This window comes from Pseudoalteromonas sp. H103 (genome assembly GCF_001469205.1).
Lineage (GTDB): Bacteria > Pseudomonadota > Gammaproteobacteria > Enterobacterales > Alteromonadaceae > Pseudoalteromonas > Pseudoalteromonas carrageenovora.
The window spans coordinates 105,415-129,070 of sequence record NZ_LOFG01000017.1; the positions used below are offsets into that span (position 1 = coordinate 105,415).

The following is a 23,656-nucleotide window of genomic DNA, read 5'->3' on the forward strand; positions in this document are numbered from 1 at the left end:
ATTAGCTCAGTTGGTAGAGCAGTTGACTTTTAATCAATTGGTCGATGGTTCGAATCCATCATGACCCACCACTCTCTAATACTTTCCTTTATATTCTTTTTTAAATTCCCATTTTATTTTTTATAAACAGCCCCGCTAGTTTGCTGTTATTTATGTTTATATTCTCGTATAATTCGCCGTAATTAATGCACTGTAGATAAGTGGTCGAGAACATGAGTCTAGCTCAAACTATTATGCCTGAAGGTTATATTTTCCCTCCTAAGCCAGCACCGTTAACACAAGACGAGCAAGGCGAATATAAAGCGCGTATTAAACAATTACTGAAAGATAAAAATGCAGTACTTGTAGCGCATTATTATACCGATCCAGAAATTCAAGCCCTTGCTGAAGAGACCGGCGGCTGCGTTGCCGACTCGCTAGAAATGGCGCGTTTTGGTGCACGCCACGATGCCGATATGATCATCGTAGCGGGCGTAAAGTTTATGGGCGAAACAGCTAAAATTTTAACGCCAAATAAAACAGTTGTTATGCCAACGCTTGAAGCAACGTGTTCGTTAGATATTGGCTGCCCAATAGACGAGTTTTCAGCGTTTTGTGACGAGCACCCTGATCGTAAAGTCGTTGTGTATGCAAATACCTCAACGGCTGTTAAAGCGCGTGCAGATTGGATTGTAACCTCATCATGTGCACTTGAGATAGTAGAGCACCTCGATGAGCAAGGCGAAAAAATTATTTGGGGCCCAGATAAGCACCTTGGTAGCTATATTCAAAAAAATACCGGTGCCGATATGCTAATGTGGAACGGAGCATGTATCGTACATGACGAGTTTAAAACAAGAGCACTTAAAGACATGAAAGCACTACACCCAGACGCGGGTGTATTGGTTCATCCAGAATCGCCGGCAGAAATTGTAGCGCTGGCTGATGCCGTAGGTTCTACAAGCCAATTAATTAAAGCTGCACAGACAATGGACAACAAAAAGTTTATTGTAGCCACTGATCGTGGCATATTTTATAAAATGCAGCAGTTATGCCCAGAAAAAGAGTTTTTTGCAGCTCCAACAGCCGGTGAGGGCGCTTCTTGTAAAAGTTGTGCTCATTGCCCTTGGATGGCAATGAACGGCTTAAAAGCGATTGAAGAAGCTTTAATCGACCCTAAAGGTAAGGAAATATTTGTAGATATGGACTTACGTGAAGGCGCGCTTAAGTCACTTAACCGCATGTTGGACTTTACAGCAAACATGGCTAAGTAATTATCCCAATGTATAAAAACGGCTAAGCCTATTGGTTTAGCCGTTTTTTTATACCTTTTATAAATTACTGGTTGATAAATAGGCATTTAACGGTGCAAACTTAAAAATGCCTTGCACCTGTGTAACCTATTTCATACTATAACGCGCTGTTGCAGTGCAACACTTTGGAGAGATGGCTGAGTGGCTGAAGGCGCACGCCTGGAAAGTGTGTTTAGGTTAATCCCTAACGAGGGTTCGAATCCCTCTCTCTCCACCATTATTCTAAGAACCCAGTTATTTATATCGGAAGATGTATTAACTGGGTTTTTTAATGCCTAAATTAACTATCGACTAAATCAAGAGTTGATAAAATGGCAATAAGTTCATGTTTTTCTATTGGCTTCGACACATAGCCATCAAATAATTGTTTGTATATTTCTTTTTGTTCTGTAAACACATTCGCAGTTAATGCAATAACAACTTGCTCACTATCAAGTACTTTAATTTGTTTACACGCTTCAAGTCCGTCCATTTTAGGCATTTGTATATCCATAAAAATAATGTCGGGCTTATGCGACTTGTACAGTGCAATTGCTTCTAAGCCGTTGTTGGCTATTACAACTGTTGCTTTAGTAGGTTCAAGCATGGCTGAGGCTACTAGTTGGTTTATTTTATTATCTTCTGCTAATAAAATAATTTTTTCTGATAAGTCAGGAAATTCTGCACTGCTTATTTTTAATTCGCTTTCGTCTACTTTAGCTTGCTCTAAAGGTAGGTAGACGTAAAACTGGCTACCAGAACCTAACTGGCTTAATACTTTTATTTCGCCATGCATTAAACTGATTAACGATTTAGTGATAGGTAAACCAAGGCCAGTGCCGCCATATTCACGAGTGGTTGATTTTTCTGCTTGTTCAAAGCGCTCAAATAAGCGTTCAATTGCTTGCTCTGATATTCCTATACCTGTGTCTGAGACCTTGCAACATATTCTTTTTTCATCCGTTAAGTTAAAGCTTATCGTTACACCGCCTTGTGAGGTGAACTTAATTGCGTTGGAAATTAAATTTAAAAATATTTGTCTTAATCTAACTGGGTCGCCAATCCAGAATTTATGTTTAATATTAATTTCAAATTTAAGGTATATGTTTTTATCGTGTGCTTGTAGGGCTAAATCAGACTCTAAATGATGAATAAGTTCAAATAAATCAAAAGGCTTATGCTCAAGAGATAATTTACCTGCCTCAATTTTAGAAAAATCAAGAATATCATTAATAATGGTGGTAAGCGCTCGAGTTGAATACAGTGATTTTTTTAAATACTCTTTTGATTTTTCATTAAGCGGTTGTTCTTGTAATAGTTGTAATGTGCCAAGTATACCGTTCATGGGGGTTCGTATTTCGTGGCTCATGTTTGCTAAAAATTCAGACTTAGCCTGCGATGCTTGTTCAGCAAGTTCTTTTGCGTGACCGAGCGCTTGTTCGTGGTCAATTTGCTCAGTTAAATCATACGCAATACCTAAATAGCCAACGGTATCGCCTTCGTTATTTAATAAAGAAGTAACGCTTAAATTAACTTGTATGTGTTGGCCATTTTGGGTGACGTATGTCCATTGGTTAATATCTGGAGTGGTTGATGTTGCTTTAATCGTTAGTACTTCAATACCAGGGGTAACGGGGTGGTTTAACTCTTTTGTGAGTAACGTTGCTTTATTTACAACTTCTTCTTTTAAATGAAAAATACTTGGGCTTTGAATGCCAATAATATCATCGGCTTTATAACCTAATAATTTCTCCGCTGCAGGGTTAAATAAAGTAATAACCCCTTGTAAGTCGGTTGCAATAATTGAGTAGCTAGTGCTGTTTACAATACTGCGCTGTAACATACTCATATCGGCTATTTCTTGCGTACGTTGTTTAACTTCGCTTTCTAGTTTTAAATTGGCTTGCTGTAATGCGAGCTTATTTTTTTTAGCCTGAAGCGCTTTTCTTTTAATTCTTTGGCTTCTTCTAAAAATAAACAATTGCATTAAAAAAGCGATAAACATACAGCCAATAGTGGCAAAAGAGCCATTAACAATGGCTTGATAACGACTAGGAAGATGAAGATTATAAATAAAGGCATCTGAGGCATTAATGGTAATTTTCCACGTTCTACCCATTAATTTTATTATTTTAGTTAATTGATAATGGTTAGTTTCGCTTTTTATGCCGTAACTAAAAAAATCAGTCTCAGTATTGTTATTTATATCACTTATCGTTAGTTGATTTTCATCAAGATGTGCAAGTGAGTCTAAAATTTTATCGATTAATAACGGAGAATATGCCCAACCTAAAAGCTCATTAAGTCGCTGTTTTTTATTATCAGAAATAGTAATGGTTTTATATATTGGCACTAATATTAAAAAGCCTTGATGGGAGAGTTTATCTGCTTGTACTAAAGTTAGTGGGGCCGTTAATTGAGCTGTATTATTTAAGGCAGCATTTAGTGCTGCTTGTTTGCGCATACTCTCTGATCCAATATCTAACCCAATTGCTTGTATATTTTTTTGCTCAGGAAAAATATATTGAATTATAAAATGCTCATCACTAGATGCTACGAGTGTATTTAAATTAAATGTTTGATCGGGTCTATCGTTTTTTGCATCGCTTAAAAATTGATTTAATTGCTCAACGCCAACTTTTTTTATAAAGCCAATACCATTAGCTCCAGGGAATTCTTTAGCGTAGTTACGACTACCAGAATAGTTAAATATGGCTTGATAGTTTAGGTTATTTGCACCTATACCATGTACAAAGCCCTTTAAACCAAATAGCCCATATTGATACAAATCGAGCCTACTGTTAATACCTGTAGAAAGCGAGGAGAGGCGGTTATCAAGTGCATTGTTTATCTTATTGTTTAAAGCTTCTTGATGTTTAATATGAGCAAAGTAGGTAAGTATGATGCCCGCAACTAATAAAATGACGTGAGGAAGCAATGAGATTAATAACCCTTTATTAACCGGCCGTGCTTGAGTCATTAATCAATCCTTTTTTATGAGTCGCAGTAGGTGTGTTTCTATTTTAATACCGTGATAAATATAGCACTTTTTAGAGAGGATACAACTTTGTTCGTAATTAATAACTATATATTTAATAGGAGCTTGGCGCTGATTTATTTCTGTAAGTAATTTATATGTATTAAGTTATTTATAAATTATATTTCTGATATTTAAAGAGTCACGAAGCCCGTAATTTTAGACGCATTTTTTCTTATGTTTCGGGATACGTTGATGATGATTACGTACGCTTAAAAGTATGTGTAGAGCCTAATCTTCTAACTTGTACAGATAATTTATGCAAAAAACATTGTTAAATGTCTAATTCTTGAGAAAGTAATCTATAGTTATTTTGGTGCTAGCTTGGCGTATGAGTAAAAGATTAGTTGCTTTAGAGCAATATAAAACCGTAATTAAAACAAGGTAGCGGAGATAAATATGGCTCAACAGTTTTCGAGAATATTTGCAATAACAGGTGTGGTGTTAATTTGTGTTTCAATTCCTTCGTATGCTTCTATTAATGGACTTACTGAGCAAGACGAATTTAATATTAAATTAAGGTCAATTTATTTTGACCGCGATTACGATAACGACGCCAGTGACGATTCAACCTTTGCACAAGGTATAGAGCTCAATTATCAGTCGGGCTATTTTAATGACTTAATTAGCTTTGGAGTGTCTAACTATACCGTGCTCAATTACAACTCAACCGGTAGCGCGCAAAATAATATTTTACCTGCAGGGGATGAAAAAGGCGGTGTAGACGATAGCTTTTCTAAATTTGGCCAATACTTTATTGATTTTAAATTAGGTGACAAAGGCCATGTTAAAATAGGTGGGCAAAAAACAAAAAGCATGTTTTTAAAAAGTTCAGGCAGCCGTGCTATCCCAAATACCTTTAGAGGTGTATTTGGCGATTACAAAATGGGCAATACCAAAGTATATGGTTACGCTTATGATAAATGGAGCCGCCGCCACGATGACAAATGGGAAGATTTTTCAACCGATCAATCTCACAATGGCGCTATAAGTGTAATTTGGGGTGTAGGCGCAAGTTACAAAAAAAATGCACTTAAAATTGACGCTGAATATTTAAACTCTCACGACTACCTAAGTAAAATGGGTTTAACAGCCAGTTACGATATTAAACTTGAGCAAAGCAAGTTAACACTTTCAAGCGGCGTGTTTACCTCAAAAGACGACGGTGATTTATTTGTAACCGGCGCAGAAGGAGGCGATTTAGATGATGAAGATGTATCTGACGCAATTACTGGTTTAACTCAAAGTGAAAATGATGGATTTGCTTACTACTTAGATGCTAACTGGAAAAAAGGTATTTGGACATTGGGTGCGGCGTTTACCAAGGTAAGCGATGCATGGATAGAAGATAACTTTAGTGGCGATCACGGTACTAATCCATTTCCTACACGATCATTAATTGGTGCCGATTTAACAAACCAAAACGAAGTAACCTGGCAGGCGCGTATAGGTATTAATTTAAAAGCCGTTACATCGGGTTTAACCACTAAGTTTTATTACACAAGCGGTAGTGATGCAGAAAATTCAGCTATTGGAAAAGCCGGTGGTACGGCAGATGAAAAATACTGGGCTGTAGATACTCGTTATAGAGTTGAGGCAATAAAAGGCTTAAGCTTACGTTGGTTGTTTGTAGATTACACAACCGAAAAAACAGGCAGTGTTGATGGTGTTAAAGGTGACAGGGCCGATCATCGAGTATATATGGATTACACTATTAAATTTTAAAATTACTTTTAACAAACCAATGCGAATTTTATGAATTAGTTATATTAGGGCGTGAGCAAGACGCGGAAGCTTTGCTCGGCTTTTACTTATTCTTACGGGATGTAAGCCAGTAGGGTAACGCAGGAGCAGTTACCGAACCTACTAGATTACAAACCTTGTGCCGCTATTTAATCGCCTCTAAATTGGACAAATTTCAACCTGCAAAGATCAAAACACCCTACCTCTGTGTGTAGCTCTTGTGATAAAACTAACCATTACAATAATAAAAATTAATGGGTAGCAGCCTATGTATACGCTTTCGCAGTGGCAAACAAACGGGCAGTTTATTGATATAAATGCCAATCAAATTTTTACTAAAACAGCGGGGGATGCAAATAACCCCGCGCTACTTTTAATTCATGGCTTTCCAAGTGCTAGCTGGGACTGGGAAGGTATGTGGGATGAACTCAGTAAACACTATTTTTTAGTAACACTTGATATGCTGGGTTTTGGGCTTTCGGATAAACCAATAAACGCACCTTATAAAATTACAGAGCAGGCTGATTTATACACGCAATTTTTAAAGCGTTTAAATATTACCGATGTACACATACTAGCCCACGATTATGGTGATACCGTGGCGCAAGAGCTATTAGCAAGACAAGTTGCTACCAAAAGTGAAATACGCATTAACAGTGTGTGCTTTTTAAATGGCGGGCTATTTCCACACGTACATAAACCCTTATTTATACAAAAGCTGCTACTTTCAAAACTTGGCTGGATAGTACCTAAGCTAATGAGCAAACAAAAGTTTGTTAAAAACTTAACCACTATTTTTGGTAAAAACACGCCACCAGCCCCTTTGGTAATTGATACGCTTTGGGCGTTGTTAATATATAACAATGGTTTACGTGTTATGCCCATGCTAATTAAATATATTACACAGCGAAAACAAAACGAGCAGCGCTGGGTTGGGGCCATTATTAATAGCGATATACCGGTTACGTTTATTGCTGGTGAGCAAGACCCAATATCAGGCAAACACATGCTTGAGCACTATAAAAAGAAAGTACCAAATGCGCGCGTACAAGGGTTTGTTGAACTTGGGCACTACCCGCAAATAGAAGATGCTAAGGCTATAACTTTTGCTTATTTAAATTTTAGAAAGCAGATATAAAAAACGTGGCTATTTTAAAGCCGCGTTTATAAACTAATTAAAGTTATGCTAGGGCGTGTTGATCTTTGATGGTTGAATTTGCAGCAGTGTGTTTGGTTTTTAGGCAAGGCAGAGCCTATGAAGTGTGGTTATTCCACACAAATAGGCGATAACGCAGCATAAATGCTAAACATGCGCTGCCCTTCGGGTTCTTCCTAGGGGCAATAAACTCTTTGTTGCTCGGTTTTTACTTATTCTTACATGGATGTAAGCCAGTAGGGTAACGCAGGAGCAGTTACCGAGCCCACTAGGTTACAAACCTCGCGCCGCGATTTAATCGCCCCTAGATTGAACAAATTTCAATCCGCAAACATCAACACGCCCTAGTTACTTAGTACTTTTTCTTTGGTGCTTTTAGCTGTTTTTCAAATTCATCAGGAAATAAAATAGTGCCGTCGTCTTCCTCGGTTGGGAATACAGCGATAAGTAAGTCGTCCTCTTCAAGTCCGGGTGTCCAGCGGCTAAACCAATCTACAGTTGGGATTGCTTTTGGTGTACAGCCTTCCCATTCACCTGTGGCCCATGCCTGGGCAAATTCGCGCGTTGGCCACACAGGTACGCAATCGTCGTCTTCGTTGGTAAGCATAACGCAGCCATCGTCATCATTTAAAATCCACACTTGCTTGTATTGCTGCACGGTTTCGAACATAAACGCGAGTCGCTTTTTTGCCCCAAGGCCTAAAATTACTGCTTGTTGTTCGGTTGCATTTTCGCTCGTCATGATTGGCTCACTCTAGTTGCTATAGATTATTAATGTATAGCGTACAAGTATATCGAGTTATATGACAGAGTGTTGAAAAGTTACTATTTAATTTCATCCTCGCAGATCTAATTTTAGTATTGATCAGTATAAGTCCTCATAAATTTGAGCGATCATTCAAAATTACTCTTGAATGTATTTAAAAAGACCTCATCTCATACACATACTTTAAATAAGGATTGAAAAGAATGACTACTGATTTACTTTCACCGTTTAAATTAAACGACACACTTGAGCTTCAAAACCGTGTACTTATGGCGCCTTTAACACGTTGTATGGCCGATGATAATTTAGTGCCTACTCAAGACATGGTTGAATATTATGCACGCCGCGCACAAACAGGTTTAATTATTAGCGAAGCCACTATTATTCGCCCAGATGCGCAAGGTTACCCAAATACACCGGGGCTATTTACCAGTGAGCAAATACAAGGTTGGAAGAAAGTAACTGACGCAGTGCATGCCAATGGCGGAAAAATGTTTGCACAACTTTGGCATGTTGGCCGTGTTGCGCATCCTCACTTTTTTGATGGCGATGTATTGGCGCCATCGGCAATTGGCGTGGAAGGCTCAGTACCACGTATGCGTGAGCTCACTTATATTACGCCAAAAGCTGCAACAACTGACGATATTAAATCGCTGGTTGCAGATTTTGCTAAAGCGGCCGAAAACGCAATGGAAGCAGGCTTTGATGGCGTAGAAATTCACGGTGCAAATGGTTACTTAATTGACCAATTTTTACATTATGCAGCCAATGTACGTGAAGATGAATATGGCCAAACACCTGAGAATATGTCGCGTTTTGCCCTAGAAGTAACGGATGCTGTTATAGCGGCAGTGGGTAATGAGCGCACTGCATTGAGGTTAACTCCAGGCGCTTATTTTAATATGAGCGAAGATAGCCGCGATAAAGCCGTATTTGATTACCTACTACCAGAGCTTGAAAAAAGAGACCTAGCGTATTTACACGGCGGTATATTTGACGACAGCACGCGTTTTGACTCTTTAGAAGGCAAAACAACATCTGAATTTTTAAGAGCAGGGTACCAAGGTACGTTAGTTGGCGTAGGTAGTTATAGCTTTGAAACTGCAAAAGAGGCGATTAACGATGCTAAGTTTGATTTAATCGCCATTGGTCGCCCACTTATTGCTAACCCAGACTACATTAGCAAAGTTGCAAACAACGAAGAGCTTGTTGCTTATAACGACGAAATGCTTGCTAAACTGATTTAAAATAGTTTAGTTTTAAATAATACAGCCTAGGATTTAAGTTCTAGGCTGACATATCCACGACATAATTAAGCCATAAAACTCCCACAATTTTTTAACAACTCTGTCAATAAACTTCATTTTTGTTGTCATATTTCAAAACCATACTGTGCCCGCTTTCATAATTACTTTTCATAATTAAAACCAAACGGGACAACAATGTACGCTTTAACAAATAAATCAGTTTTGAGTATGGCAATTGCCATGGCTGTATCATCAGCCGCTTATGCTAACGACAACGAAATAGAAGAAATTACCGTTACTGCCAAACCAACCAGTTACGCAAATAATGTGATTGAACCTGCAATGCTTGATCAACAAACAACAGTTTCGAGTGTGTTATCGGTAATCGATAACTTACCTGGCATTAGCATAAACGAAGGCGATGCATTTGGTGGCGATGATTGGTCTACAACCATTACTATGCGCGGTTTTAGTATTGACTCAAACCAGCAGCAATTAGGGATGACCGTTGATGGTATTCCTAATGGTGGCTCAAATTACGGCGGGGGTGCTAAAGCTAACCGCTACCTAGATACTGAAAATCTTGCGACTGTAGAAGTAGGGCAAGGCACTTCTGATATTAAGTCGGCCTCGCTTGAAGCGCTAGGCGGTACATTTAACTTTGTAAGTAAAGCGCCAAGCCTTGATAAAAGCACTACATTTGCTTATACCTCAGGCAGCCATGATGCCACCCGTTATTATGTTAAGCACGAAACCGGCACTATTTTTGACAATACACAAGCGTATGTAAGTTACTCGCAAACTGATACCAGCCGCTGGATTGGCTCGGGTAGTAATGGAGGGAAAGACAACCAACACGCGGAGCTTAAATTTGTAACAACGCTTACAGATTTAACCATTACAGGGCGTTTATCTTACGATGATGTAAGCGAGACCAACTACAACAGCGTAAGCCTTGAGCAATTTGAACAAACACCAGAGTGGGATCAGCTAACGTGGAACTGGACAGGCGTACCGCATTACGACCAAATGTTTGCCGAGGGCTGGGGTACACTTCGTGAAAATACATTAGCGTATTTAAAGTTTGAATATGCGCTTTCGCCAACATCGCTTATTACTGTGAGTCCTTATTATCATAAAAATTCTGGACGAGGCGATTGGATCCCCCCTTATTTAACGACCCCAGTAGATGAAAACGGCAACCCAACTACTGAGGGCGGCACTAATGCTGGCTCTTATGGTTTTGTAGACAGCGATGGCAATGCACTTGCGCCAAATGAGGGCTGTACTGCTAGCTTAAGTTGGCCTTGGGAGTCTGGCCCTGGTTTAAACCCGGCGTGTTACGATAATACCGCGACTCCTGTTATGTCGTACCGCCATACACATTACAAAAAAGACCGCCTAGGTGTAACAGCCAACTACCAAGCTACCTTTGGCATGCACGATATAGAAGCTGGCTTTTGGTATGAGCAAAGCGACCGTGATGAATCACGCGATTGGCATAAAGTGATTAATGCTAGCATTTACCACCATTTTGACAGCACGCCATACTGGACACAGTATAAAAACACTTTTGAGACCGACACGCTAAAATGGTACGCGCAAGATTCAATGGCGCTTGGCGATTTTACGCTTAACTTAGGTGTTAAAAAGTACCTTGTTGATATTGAAAAGTATGACCATTATCAAAATGCGACAACAGCTAAAGTTAATAGCGACTCTGACGTGTTATTTAGTGGCGGTATTTTGTATCAATTAAATAATTCAACCGAGTTATTTGCCAGTTACAGTGAAAACTTTGCTGCCATAAAAGACGGTGTACTTGAGCGCGATAGCTCCGATTTATCAGCGATTGAGCCAGAAACCGCTGAAAACATTGACCTAGGTGTACGCTATCAAAACGACGCGCTAAAACTCACGGCAACAGCGTACTCAATCGAATTTGATAACCGCATAACTTTTATAGCACCGGGTAGCGATACTGGCGGTATTGATTACACCATAGGTACGAATGGCTCTTACTTAAATGTAGGCGGCATTGAATCGCAAGGTTTAGAGCTAGCGGCAAGTTATATGCTTAACGCGCAGTGGAGCGTATACAGCTCGTACACGAATAATGACTCAGAGTACAAAGGCGATGCACCCGGGTTTGAAGCTGGTGAAAAAGTAATAGACTCAGTAGATGACTTATTTGTGCTATCAACCGATTACTTTAGCGGCGATTTTCGTTTTGGGCTATCGGCTAAATACACTGGTGAGCGCGCAGATGTTGATGGCTACACTGTGGTTGATTTAAATGCCGGTTACTCAGCTGATGTAAATGCAGGGCCATTTAAAGCTGTGGATATTGCTTTTGTGGTTTATAACATTACTGATAAAAGTTACTTAGCGGGCGGTACGGGCAATGGCACTACTTACTTTATTGGTGCGCCACGTACAGCTGCGGTTACGTTAACTGCAACGTTTTAAACCAATAAACCCGTTTAAGCCCATCATTGATGGGCTTTTTTATGAATAGCCATAGGTTAAAACTAATGTATGGCTGTAACGAGATTTTAAAATGAAGCACTTATTAAAACCTATTTTATGCACTGCAGTTGCCTTAAGTTTTGTGTTTAGCGCTAACAGTATGGCTGCACCGTCTAAAATTTTATTTGGCTCGTGTGGGCATCAAGATAAAGACATTCCGATATTTAATACCATTAATAAAGAGCAGGGTGATTTATTTATATTTTTGGGTGACAACATTTACGGCGACACCAACGACATGGCAGTGCTTGCCAATAAATATCAAAAATTAGGCGCAAAGCCTGGTTTTAAAGCGCTTAAAGAACAAACGCCCATAATTGCTATGTGGGATGATCACGATTTTGGTCAAAACGACGCAGGTAAAGAATACCCGCATAAAGAGCAATCTCGCCAAATCATGCTTAATTTTTGGGAAGAGCCTGCTAATTCTGATCGCCGGACACGCGCTGATGGTATTTACACCTCTTACATGTATGGCGAAGGCAAGCAAACGGTGCATGTTATTATGCCTGACTTACGCTGGAACCGTGATGCGCTTAACCCTGTAAGCGAGCTTGAATATTACACAAAACGTAAATTGAATAACCAAGGCCCATATAGCCCAACAGAGGTTAAAGGCGCATCAATGCTTGGCGAGGCGCAGTGGCAATGGCTTGAGCAAGAGCTAAAAAAGCCAGCGACTATAAAGCTTATTGCCTCAAGCTTACAGTTACTACCTGATTTTACAGGGTGGGAGTCGTGGGCTAACTTTCCAGATGATCGCAACCGTTTATTTGCACTAATTAAAAAGCATAAAGTAAATGGCGTCGTTATCATCAGTGGCGATACGCATTGGGGTGAAATATCAAAGTATCAGCAAAATCTTGATTACCCATTAATAGAAATGACCAGCTCAGGCTTAACTGAAAAATGGAAAGACGTAAGCCCAAATAAACACCGGGTGGGTAATTTTACCCATAATGTAAATTACGGCGATTTAAGCATAGACTGGCAACAAGCCGACCCTGCTATTTCACTTAAACTTAAAGGGATAGATGGCAAAGTTATAATGCAAAATGAATTTAGCTTATCAAGCATTAGCCCTTATAAATAAAAGCACTATACAAATAACAAACGCACAGTGTTTAAAACTAATACTGTGCGTTTAAACTGATAGCTAACTCGCTGATTTATTAGTGCCAATTTACTGATTGCGCTACCCCTATAATTGAAAATATCTTACACTGGTTTTATCTCAAGTAAGGTAAGTCGCGTATGCTCAATATTATCCAATCAAACCGTATGGAAGCGCTGCAAGCGCAGTTTCATAAGCTGTTAAAAGTAAGCCCATTGCAAAGCCCTTTCGATAAAGAAGTGGTGCTGGTGCAATCGCCGGGTATGTCGCAGTGGTTAAAAATTGGTTTAAGTGAACATTTGGGGATAGCTGCGCAGGTTGATTTTCCGCTGCCATCGAGTTTTATTTGGCAGTTGTATCAACAATTACTGCCAAATGTACCCAAAGAGTCTGCATTTAATAAGCCTAACCTTGCTTGGAAATTATTTGCAATACTACCTAACTGTATTGATGAGCCACTTTATTTGCCGCTAAAAACCTATTTAGAGGGCGATATAGACGGGCAAAAAACCTTTGCGCTGTGCGAAAAAATTGCCGATGTGTACGATCAATATTTAATGTACCGCCCACATTGGATTGCCACCTGGGATAGCGGCAAAGATGAACTTGAGGATGTAGATGTAAACATTGCGCCATGGCAGAGCGACTTATGGCGACGCATTGTAAAACTAAGCAAAGAGCTTGGGCAAAGCCAATTTCACCGCGCTAATATGCAAGGGCAGTTACTTGCAGCACTTGAGACTATGGATGATAGCTTATTACCTAAGCGCATTAGCTTATTTGGTATATCGGCGATTGCCAGTTCTCAGCTTGAAGTATTTGAAGCGCTGAGTAAAAAAACAGACGTGTTTTTATTCTTTTTTAACCCTAGTGAGCATTATTGGGGCGATATAATAGATGAAAAAACCGCTGCAAAGATAGCAGCAAAGTACGCTAAAATGCCGCTTATAGAAGCTCAGCAAAAAAAACAAACTAACCCTGACGAAGAATACTACTTTATAGGTAACCCGCTTTTATCGTCGTGGGGTAAGTTAGGGCGTGATTACTTTGAGCAACTAGTACAATTGGATGCCCGATGGATAGATGGCTTTATAGACGTATTTGACGACACGTTACTTGGGCAAGTTCAAAGTGAAATTTACCAGCTTGCGTTTAAGGGGGAGTCTCTAACCGATAACAAAGAGTGGTTTATAAATGATGAAGGCAAACTACCAATAAGCGCAAACGATACCAGTATTACCCTTAGCGATTGCCATACCCCCCTTAGAGAAGTTGAGCGTCTGCACGACTACTTACTTAATTTGTTTAATCAAAACCCGGCGCTTACTCCAAAAGACATTATTGTAATGATGCCCGATGTTGGCACATACAGCCCCTATATTGAGGCCGTTTTTGGTGGCGCACAAGGCAGCCGATATATCCCGTATGCCTTGGCCGATTTAGCCATAGATCAAGAAAAACCCGTGCTTAGCTCGTTTGCTAGCTTAGCTAACTTACCGTTTTCGCGCTTTGGCGTGTCGGATATTCTTGATTTACTGCAAGTAACGCAAATTGCCGAAAAATTTGGCCTTGAAGCGCACGAGTACGAGCAAATTCAATACTGGCTTGAGCGAGTGGGCGTAAAATGGGGTATAAATGCTGAGCATAAAAGTAGCTTTGACTTACCGGCAATCGAATTAAATACTTGGCAGCACGGGCTTAACCGCTTATTGCTTGGCATAGCGCAGCGCGACGAACAATGCCCGTTTAATGGTATTTATAGCGCCGATGAAGTAGAAGGCATGGCACTTGATACGCTTAATAAGCTGGTGGATTTTATTGATGTGCTGCAAAACTTTAAAGAGCAACTAACACCTGACGACACTCTGACTAATAAAGCGCTTATTTTAAGCGAGTTATTAAACGCTATATACGAAAGTGAAAGTGACGATAGTTGGGATTTATTAGTACTACAAAAAGTACTTGAAGAGTTACAAAAGCATCACGATAACGGCGATTACAGCCAAGCTGTGTCGCAGCGCATTGTAAGTTACTTAATCAAACAAGGCATTCAAGAAAAAGGCGTAGGGCAGCGGTTTTTAGTCGGCCAGGTAAACTTTTGTACCTTAATGCCAATGCGCGCAGTACCGTTTAAAGTGGTGTGTATGCTAGGTTTAAACGACGCTGATTACCCGCGTAACGTACAACCTATTGGCTTTGATTTAGTGCCGTACTCTAAAAAGCAAAAAGGTGACCGTTCACGTAAATTAGATGACCGTTACTTATTTTTAGAGGCGCTACTCAGTGCTCGTGATAGTTTATATATGAGCTATATAGGCCGTTCGTGTTTTGATAACCAACCCCGTATGCCATCAACCCTTGTGAGTGAGCTTTTAGAATACATTGGCCGCAGCTTTGCGCTAACGAATGAAAGCGATAAGCAATTGCCCGCATGTTTAATTAACCAGCAACACTTACAGCCCTTTAATAGTGCTTATTATTTAAAAAGTAATGAGCTAAGTAGTGAGCTAAATAATCACAGTTATAACCCTATTTGGCTGCCGAGTGAGTCTATTATGGTACAACCTGTTAGTGCACTTGACGTTACACCTCCTGAAATACTCGATTTAGACAGCTTTATCAGAAGCGTATGCAATGCACAAGAGAGCTTTTATCACCAAACGTTAGGTTTACGCCTGCCACAATTTAACGAAGTCGCAAAAGACGAGGAACCCTTTAGCCTAGATGCGCTTCGCCGTTACTTTTATCTTGATGAAATACTCGACGCTAATATTAACGAGCAACCACTGAGCACTGAGCAAATATTACAGCGCGGTGAGCTGCCACAGGCTAATGTAGGTAGTTTAATTTTTGAAGGGATGGAGCATCGTGTAGATGCACTTGCAGGGCAAGTTAAAGAGCAAATTAAAGGCGGGAAAAGTGAGCCCATTGAAGTTGCTCTTCAAATAGAAAATACCAAAATAGAAGGCTGGCTAAATCATATTTATCTGCAAAAACAAGTGTTTTATCGAAGCGCCAGCATTAAAGCGAAAGATTTAATTAAAGGCTTTATATACCACTTAGCTGCGCAAAGTATGGATCAAAATGTAGAAACTTTACTGCTTGGGCTTGATAAGCAAATTAGTTATGCGCCAATTAGCAAAGCCGATGCGGATGCCTTGTTAAGTGATTGGTTTGAGCTATATAAAGCGCTTCGCAAAGAGCCAATACCGTTTTTTCCGGTTAGTGGCTACGAGTATGTAAAAAGCGGTGGTGATATAGGCAAAGCTATGGGTAAGTTTAGCCCGCAGTACATAGGGCGAGGCGAGGGCGAAAACCCCTATATTCGCTTAACAGTGCAATCTCTCAATGACTGCCAAGAAGAATTTATAAAGTGGAGCGATAAGTTACTTGCACCATTGTTTGAACACGCAAAGGAGAGTGACCATGCAAGCGCTTAACCCACTAACTATGCCGCTAATAGGGCAAAGCTTAATAGAAGCCAGCGCCGGTACTGGTAAAACCTATACTATAACAGGCCTTTATTTGCGCTATTTATTAGGGATGCAAATAGAAGGTGAGCTAAATACGCCACTCAGTGTTGAGCAAATATTGGTGGTGACATTTACCGATGCCGCTACGCAAGAAATTAAAGACCGGGTACGCAGCCGCATTATTGCTGCGCGCGATGCACTACTTGGACAGGACCCAAAAGATGAGTTAATCGAAGGTGTAATAGCCGCAGTTGATGATAAACACCGTGCATTTGATTTACTTGATGCAGCGGCTAAATCGATGGACGAAGCAGCCATATTTACCATTCATGGTTTTTGTCAGCGAATGTTAAAACAGCATGCGTTTGAATCGGGTGTGGCGTTTAACCTTGAGTTTATTTTAGACGAGCGCGACATACTGCTCGAAACCATTAAAGATTTTTGGCGCGCGTTTGTATACCCACTCAATAAAGAACGCACCGATGCCATTTTAGATGTATTTGCAGCCCCTGAGTCGTTATTTAGCCAAGTAAGTAGCGTGCTTAATAAAGCTAATGCGCACATTACACCGCAAATAAATTTAGACGATGTATGGCAAGCCCGTGATGAATACATTAATAGAGTACCTGCATTTAAAAGGGCGGTAATAGATCAAGAATTTATTGCTGCGATTAAAGGCTCAGGCTTAAGTGGTTCTAAAACACCTGCTCGTAAGGGAAGCTTGGCTGCGCTTGAAGCCTTTTGTGCAAGTGAGGATTTGTTTTTTGAGTTTGGCACTAGCAAATATTCGTTCGAGGTATGGAGCAGCGAAAATTTAAGTGATGCAGCAAATTATAAAAAAAATCAGCCATTATTTACGCATCCATTACTGAGTCAGTTTGACGAACTCGCTGCGCTTAATAACACGATAAATCAAGGTTTAAAAATAGCGATAGTGCAGTACGCTTCACGCTGGGTTAAAGCCGCCATAGTAAAACGCAAGCAAGAACAAAGCGTGATCACCCCAGATGATTTACTCACCAATTTACACAGCGCATTGAATGGTGAGCAAGGCGATGCACTGGCGCAAAAAATAGCGCAGTTGTTTCCGGTTGCCATGATAGATGAGTTCCAAGATACCGACCCGATTCAGTATGGTATTTTTAGTAAAATATACGGCCAAGAAAATACTACGCTTGCTATGATAGGTGACCCAAAGCAGGCTATTTATGGCTTTAGGGGCGCTGATATTTTTACCTATATTGGTGCAAAAGAAGCGGTTCAAACAGAGCAACAATTTACTCTAGGTACAAACTTTCGCTCAAGCACTGATATAGTAAATAGCGTTAATAGCTTATTTGGTAAACACGCTAATAGCTTTATTTATAACGACGCTATACCGTTTAACGCGGTGGATGCTAAAGGTAAAAAAGCTGACGAAACATTTATAGTAGATGGTAAACCAGCCACGGCCTTTGAATTTAACGTATTTGTTGATGAAGCTGCGGATGAAAAAAACAAACCAACAAACAAAGGAGTGGGGCAAGCACATTTAGCCACCCACTTTGCTAATAAAATTGTTACCTTGCTTGAAAAAGCAAAACAAGGCACAGCATGCATAGGCAATAAGCCCGTAAGCGCTGCCGACATTTGTATATTAGTACGCGACCGTGTAGAAGCACAAATAATGAAAAAAGCGCTGAGTGATGCCAAAATTTCTAGCGTTTACTTATCGCGAGAGAGTGTATTTAGCCAAGAGCTTACCCATCATTTACTTAACTTTTTAACGGCTTTACACGGTCAGTACGACGAGTCATTACTGCGTGGTGTGCTTGCCGGCCCATTATTTTGTTTAAGTTATAACGATATATTTGCACTCGCTGATGATGAAAATAAATGGCAAGAGCACTTAAACTTTTTTGCACAACTTGGTCATATTTGGAACAAACAAGGCGCTATGGCCATGCTTGAGCGCTTAATGAGCCACAATCAGCTAAGCGCTAAATGGCAAGGTTTAGGGTATAACGTAGAACGATGGCTAACCGACTTTAGGCACTTAGGTGAAATACTCCAGCAAAAACAAATTGAGCTTGAGGGCACCTTACGTTTACTGCGCTGGTTTGCACAAAAGGTAAGTCAACAAGATGGTGAAACCGTACAAGTACGCCTAGAAAGCGATGCTAACTTAGTTAAAATTGTAACAATGCACGCATCAAAAGGGCTTGAATACCCACTGGTATTTATGCCTTTTGCTAGTGGCTATCGCGAAACCAAGGAAGCGCTTTATCATGATAAAGGTAAATTGGTTTACGATTTAAGTAAAAACGAAGATGCACTGCAAAAAGCAGAGCAAGAGCGCCTAGCTGAAGACTTACGGCTATTATATGTAGCGCTTACCCGCGCAGTACATTTTTGCTCGCTAGGCGTTTATAACATTGGGCAAGGGCAAAGCAGCCGCTTGGCTATTCAAAGTAGTGCACTTGGGCATGTTTTATTTTCAGGACTTGAGCTTTCAAGCAGCCAAGTATGGCGTACACATTTAAGTGAATTTTGCGATACTAATAAAGCGATGTGTTATCAGCAATTTACCTCACAAACGTTGTTAGAGCAGGGCACATTACGTTTTGCACAAAGTGAAAACTCATCACAAGCGCTAAGTATTAATAGTGTAACGGCAACTATTGAGCGTGACTGGCGAGCAACTAGCTTTAGTGCGCTGAGCTTTAAAAAGCACACCGACCATATAGAGCCTGGGCGTAGTGATGAAGATCATGAAAAGGATGAGTTTGCAGCACAAGAAGACGAGCTACCTTCCCCTTACAGTTTTCCTAAAGGTGCAAAGCCGGGTAGTTGTTTGCACGAAATATTTGAGCAAATTGATTTTACAAGCCCACTTGAGCACCCTACAAATAAAGAGCAAAACCTAGATGAGGTTGTAAAGCGTGCGCTTGAAAAATACCACATTAGCGAAAGCTGGCAAGATGTAACTGAGCAGTGGATACTCGATTCGTTGCAATGCCCATTAAATGCTAACAGCAGAAATGATTTAAGCTTGAGTAAATTAGCGCCAAGTGATTGCCTTGTAGAAATGGAATTTAATTTACCTCTGAGCAGTTTAAGTGCACCCAAATTAAACGAAATCCTTATTAAACATTTTGGCTTTACTCAGAGCAAACTCGAATTTGCTAATGTAAAAGGGCTCTTAAAAGGCTTTATAGATTTAATTTTTTGCTATCAAGGTAAGTATTACATTTTAGATTATAAGTCTAATTACTTAGGTAATACCCCTGCTGATTATAAGAGTGACTTACTAGATCAGGCTATGAGTAGCCATCAGTATCATTTACAGTATTTAATATATACCGTTGCTTTGCACCGGTTGTTAAAACAACGCATTAGTGATTACTCAATAGAGACCCATTTAGGTGGTGTTTATTACACCTTTTTACGTGGGATGCCTGCAGGGCAAGGCGTGTATTTTAAAAAATTAACGCAAGAGCAAGTAACTATTTTAGATGGCTTGTTTAGCCAAGGAGCTATGCTATGAGCGATTTAAGCCAGCAACCGGGTTTGTTTGATGATATTGACGAGGAACACATCGACGAGCCGTTTACACATGATCCGGCAAAGCTAATACCACAGCCACAGTTAGCCAATAATGTGAGTACTGTTTCGTTACTTGAATATTTAACAGCGCAAAACCGTGTTCGTATGGTTGATATAAAGCTTGCACAATTGCTATGCGGTAATGAGTTTGAACAATCGGATAATGAATTATTTTATATTATTTTATTACTGTGTTTATCGCAGCAAAGTCAGCATAGCTGCTTAACATTAAACGATGTTGATTGGAGTAACCCGTTTAATTTGCGCCAAAGTGATTTTAATAAACTTGAAGGAAATATACCCGACACATTAACTCCCTTTGCAGAGGGCTTTAATGCTCAAACGGCGTATAACTACTTACAAAATCATCAAAGCGTTGGCGAGAGTAAACCACTGCAATTATTTAATGAGCGCCTTTATTTTGCGCGCCTAGCAGGTTATGAGCAAACATTAGCCACAAGGCTATTAAGTATGAGCGAGCGAAAGCTCAATATAAATACCGAGGTGTTAGCTGCGCTTTTAAATACTTATTTTCCGACAAACCCAGCAATTGAAACTGATTGGCAAAAAGTAGCGTGTGCTATTGCTGCAACCAAAGGGTTTAGTGTGATCACCGGAGGGCCTGGCACCGGTAAAACCACTACGGTGACTAAGTTACTCGCTATTTTACAGTCACTTTATAAAACAGCACCGCTAAGCATTAAGCTGGTGGCACCAACAGGTAAGGCGGCAGCACGTTTAAGTGAGTCTATTTTAGGGGCTAAAAATAAGCTTACAACGATTCCAGATGATATTAAAACGCTGATACCTCAAAGTGCTCAAACTATTCATCGTTTATTAGGCGTAAAACCGTTTACTAATAAATTTAGGCATAATAAAGCTAATCCACTGCACTTAGATGTATTAATTATTGACGAAGCGAGCATGGTCGATTTATCGCTAATGGCCAAATTAATAGAGGCACTGCCTGCGCATGCACGCTTAATATTACTAGGCGATAAAGATCAACTAGCCTCAGTTGATACCGGCAGTGTAATGAGTGATTTATGCCAAGGATTAGAACTTGGACATACGCCTAATTACTCAAAAGCGCGGTGCGATGAGCTTAATCAGTTATGTTTTAATGGAAATAATAAATTAGCGACTCAAACACATAGTGAATTTAAACTTGCTGACTGTATTGCATTTTTACAGCACAGTTATCGATTTGATGCACAAAGTGGCATTGGTCAACTAGCACTTGCGGTGAACACCAATAACACCGGTATTTTAAATTACGTTGAGCAAGAAAGTACTGAAGGGCGCTTTAACGATGTGATTTTAGATTACGACTTTGTAGCAAAACCCATCGAAAAGCTCGTAAAAAGTGCTGCGGGCCATTATAAAAATTACTTAGAGCTTATTGCTCAAGGTGCAAGCGTTGCACAAATACACAGTGCATTTGCTAATTACCAATTACTTGCTGCAGTGCGCGAAGGTGATTACGGTGTAAATAGTTTAAATTTGCGTATTGAAAGAGCCCTACAACAGCAAGGTTTAATAACCGTTAGCCCTAATCAGCGTCATTATAGTGGTATGCCTATTATGGTGAGCCAAAACGATTACCAGCTTAAACTTTTTAATGGTGATATTGGTATTTTAATGCACGATGAAAGTAATCAACTCAAAGCAATATTTATAGACGAGCAAGGTAATGAACGTGCATTTTCACCCGCGCGCTTACCCGCTCATGACAAAGTATATGTTATGACTATACATAAATCTCAAGGCTCTGAATTTAGCTATACAGCAATGGTGCTGCCTGCACTTAAGCAAGCGCGTATGGGTATAAACAGGCAATTAGTGTATACCGGCATAACACGTGCTAAAAATAGGTTTGAGCTGGTGGCAGATAAAAAAGTGCTACAACTAGCAATGAATAAAAGTGTATCCAGAGCATCTGGTTTATATGAAAGGCTAAATAGCTAATTTAGTTTTTAACTGCTTATTATTTATCGCGTTATGGTAATTACCTTCTATACTGAAATTAATTTATATTAATTGTATCAGGGCATGTTGTTTTCAGTGGTTGAACTTTAAGCAACCTATTTGGTTTTAGGCAAGGCTGAGCCTATGTAGTGTGGTTATTCCCCATAAATAGGCAATATGGCAGTATAAATATCAAACATGCGCTGCCTAAAGGGTTCTTTTAGGGATTATTAACTACATGGATGTAAGGCAGTAGGGTAACGTAGGAACAGCTACCGAGCCCACTAGGTTAAAAACCGTGCATCGGGTTAAATTGCCCCTAGATTGAACAAATTTCAATCCATACAGAACAACACGCCCGAGTAAGGATATTAATGTTTTTCTCTAAAAATAAACAAAATGAAATCGCCTCTTTAAAAGCTGAGCTTTATCCACTGCAGCAAGTGTGGGAAGGGCTTTACCGTGAGATGTTAGTTGTTAATATTCTTTACGATGGGCGTATTTCCCATGCTAATGACTTATTTTTACAAAAGCTTGGTTATGATGAAGATACGTTAACTAATAACCCATTTAATGATTTTATTACTGAGCAGTCTCGCCAATCAAAAGATTTTGCAAGCTTACAAAAAGCAATTAAAGCAGAAGGCCACTGGGGTGGTACATTACAAATTACCCGCTTTGATGGCAAAGCAGAATGGTTACGTTTAATAGTACACCCAGTGAAAGGTGAGCAAGATCAGCTTCTTTATTTTTCTATATTTGGCAGTGACTTAACCAAAACTATTACTGCATCTCGTGAGCAAAGCGACACAATTAAGGCAATTTATCGCTCTATGGCGGTGATTGAATTTGATTTAGAAGGTCATGTATTAAAAGCAAATGATCAATTTTTAGCAGCAATGGGTTACCAAGAAAAAGAATTAATTGGTAAACACCACCGAACATTTTGTGAGCCAGCAGAAGCTAACTCACAAGAGTATCAACAGTTTTGGAAGAAACTACGTGAAGGGCAGTTTATAGCTGAGCGTTTTAAACGCGTTGATAAATACGGAAATATTGTGTGGCTTGAAGCCTCTTACAATCCAATTTCTAATGATGCTAATGAACTTTATAAAGTTATGAAGTTTGCAACGGTTATTACTGATCAAGTTAATCAAGAAATAGCTATATCGCAAGCCGCGGAAATTGCATACAACACGTCTACTCAAACAGATAAAAAAGCAGAGCAAGGCGCTGGAGTAATTAAAGACACTGTTGCAGTAATGACTGAACTTGCAATAAATATGGAGCAAGCAGCCAGCGAAATATCGGCGCTTGATCAGCAGTCGCAGCAAATAGCAAGTATTGTACAAAGTATTAGTAGCATAGCTGAGCAAACAAATTTACTTGCTTTAAATGCTGCAATAGAAGCCGCACGCGCTGGAGAGCAAGGACGAGGCTTTGCTGTGGTAGCCGATGAGGTTAGACTTTTAGCGTCGCGTACATCAAAAGCAACTGAAGAAATTGTAGAAGTAGTGCAACGAAACCGCTCGCAAACTCAAAATACGGTTTCGGTTATAGAGCAAGGCCAGGAAAAAGCAGAACGCGGTTTAGCATTATCTAAAGAATCTGGTGATGTTATGAGCGAAATACAAAACGGTGCGCAAGAAGTAGTAAATGCGATAGGCCAGTTTACTAGCGAGCTAAAAGCGAACAGCTAATCTACCTGTAAAATACTTGGCTTTAATTAATAGAGCCAAGTATTTAAATTAATGCGTAATTTTTAAA

General features: G+C 39.8%; 12 protein-coding genes and 1 tRNA gene. 11 read left to right on the forward strand and 2 right to left on the reverse strand.

Features of this window, described 5'->3' with window-relative positions; translation table 11 throughout:
* Positions 1–212 precede the first annotated feature (212 nt).
* Together nadA and ATS74_RS14900 are read left to right on the forward strand one after the other, a co-directional pair.
* The gene (gene nadA, locus ATS74_RS14895) at positions 213–1,253 is read left to right on the forward strand and encodes a quinolinate synthase NadA (protein WP_058549658.1); all 1,041 of its coding nucleotides are present in this window, start codon (positions 213–215) and stop codon (positions 1,251–1,253) included.
* Between the two features lie 166 nt (positions 1,254–1,419).
* Positions 1,420–1,509: transfer RNA gene (locus ATS74_RS14900), tRNA-Ser, on the forward strand.
* A gap of 63 nt (positions 1,510–1,572) precedes the next feature.
* On the opposite strand, the gene ATS74_RS14905 is transcribed toward ATS74_RS14900, so the two are convergent.
* On the reverse strand, positions 1,573–4,251 hold the full coding sequence (locus tag ATS74_RS14905) for a CHASE domain-containing protein (RefSeq protein WP_058549659.1): 2,679 nt from the start codon (positions 4,249–4,251) through the stop codon (positions 1,573–1,575).
* 456 nt (positions 4,252–4,707) lie between these two features.
* Here ATS74_RS14905 and ATS74_RS14910 point away from each other — a divergent pair, with 456 nt between their 5' ends.
* Both ATS74_RS14910 and ATS74_RS14915 read left to right on the forward strand, forming a co-directional pair.
* A complete protein-coding gene (locus tag ATS74_RS14910) occupies positions 4,708–6,033 on the forward strand; it encodes an OprD family outer membrane porin (RefSeq protein ID WP_058549660.1) in 1,326 nt (441 codons plus the stop codon).
* 286 nt (positions 6,034–6,319) lie between these two features.
* The gene (locus ATS74_RS14915; protein ID WP_058549661.1) at positions 6,320–7,189 is read left to right on the forward strand and encodes an alpha/beta fold hydrolase; all 870 of its coding nucleotides are present in this window, start codon (positions 6,320–6,322) and stop codon (positions 7,187–7,189) included.
* Positions 7,190–7,559: 370 nt separating this feature from the next.
* Here the strand turns inward: ATS74_RS14915 and ATS74_RS14920 are convergent, their stop codons facing one another.
* Positions 7,560–7,949 (reverse strand): DUF2750 domain-containing protein, encoded by a 390-nt coding sequence (locus tag ATS74_RS14920; protein WP_058549662.1) that lies wholly within the window; start codon positions 7,947–7,949, stop codon positions 7,560–7,562.
* A gap of 227 nt (positions 7,950–8,176) precedes the next feature.
* On the opposite strand from ATS74_RS14920, the gene ATS74_RS14925 reads away from it, so the two are divergent.
* The 7 genes from ATS74_RS14925 (at position 8,177) to ATS74_RS20210 (ending at position 23,589) form a co-directional block, all read left to right on the forward strand.
* Complete coding sequence (locus ATS74_RS14925; protein WP_058549663.1) at positions 8,177–9,220, forward strand: alkene reductase; 1,044 nt, start codon at positions 8,177–8,179, stop codon at positions 9,218–9,220.
* A 195-nt stretch (positions 9,221–9,415) separates the two neighbouring features.
* On the forward strand, positions 9,416–11,689 hold the full coding sequence (locus ATS74_RS14930) for a TonB-dependent receptor domain-containing protein (RefSeq protein ID WP_058549664.1): 2,274 nt from the start codon (positions 9,416–9,418) through the stop codon (positions 11,687–11,689).
* A gap of 91 nt (positions 11,690–11,780) precedes the next feature.
* The gene (locus tag ATS74_RS14935; protein ID WP_058549665.1) at positions 11,781–12,842 is read left to right on the forward strand and encodes an alkaline phosphatase D family protein; all 1,062 of its coding nucleotides are present in this window, start codon (positions 11,781–11,783) and stop codon (positions 12,840–12,842) included.
* A 161-nt stretch (positions 12,843–13,003) separates the two neighbouring features.
* On the forward strand, positions 13,004–16,303 hold the full coding sequence (recC, locus tag ATS74_RS14940) for an exodeoxyribonuclease V subunit gamma (protein ID WP_058549666.1): 3,300 nt from the start codon (positions 13,004–13,006) through the stop codon (positions 16,301–16,303).
* Positions 16,290–19,862, forward strand: a complete 3,573-nt coding sequence (recB, locus tag ATS74_RS14945; protein ID WP_058549667.1) for an exodeoxyribonuclease V subunit beta — start codon at positions 16,290–16,292, stop codon at positions 19,860–19,862. Before recC ends, recB begins: the two co-directional genes overlap by 14 nt.
* A 164-nt stretch (positions 19,863–20,026) precedes the next feature.
* Positions 20,027–21,889 (forward strand): exodeoxyribonuclease V subunit alpha, encoded by a 1,863-nt coding sequence (gene recD / locus ATS74_RS14950; RefSeq protein ID WP_442960110.1) that lies wholly within the window; start codon positions 20,027–20,029, stop codon positions 21,887–21,889.
* A 374-nt stretch (positions 21,890–22,263) separates the two neighbouring features.
* Positions 22,264–23,589, forward strand: coding sequence for a methyl-accepting chemotaxis protein (locus ATS74_RS20210; protein WP_058549669.1), 1,326 nt, complete (start codon positions 22,264–22,266; stop codon positions 23,587–23,589).
* Positions 23,590–23,656 lie beyond the last annotated feature (67 nt).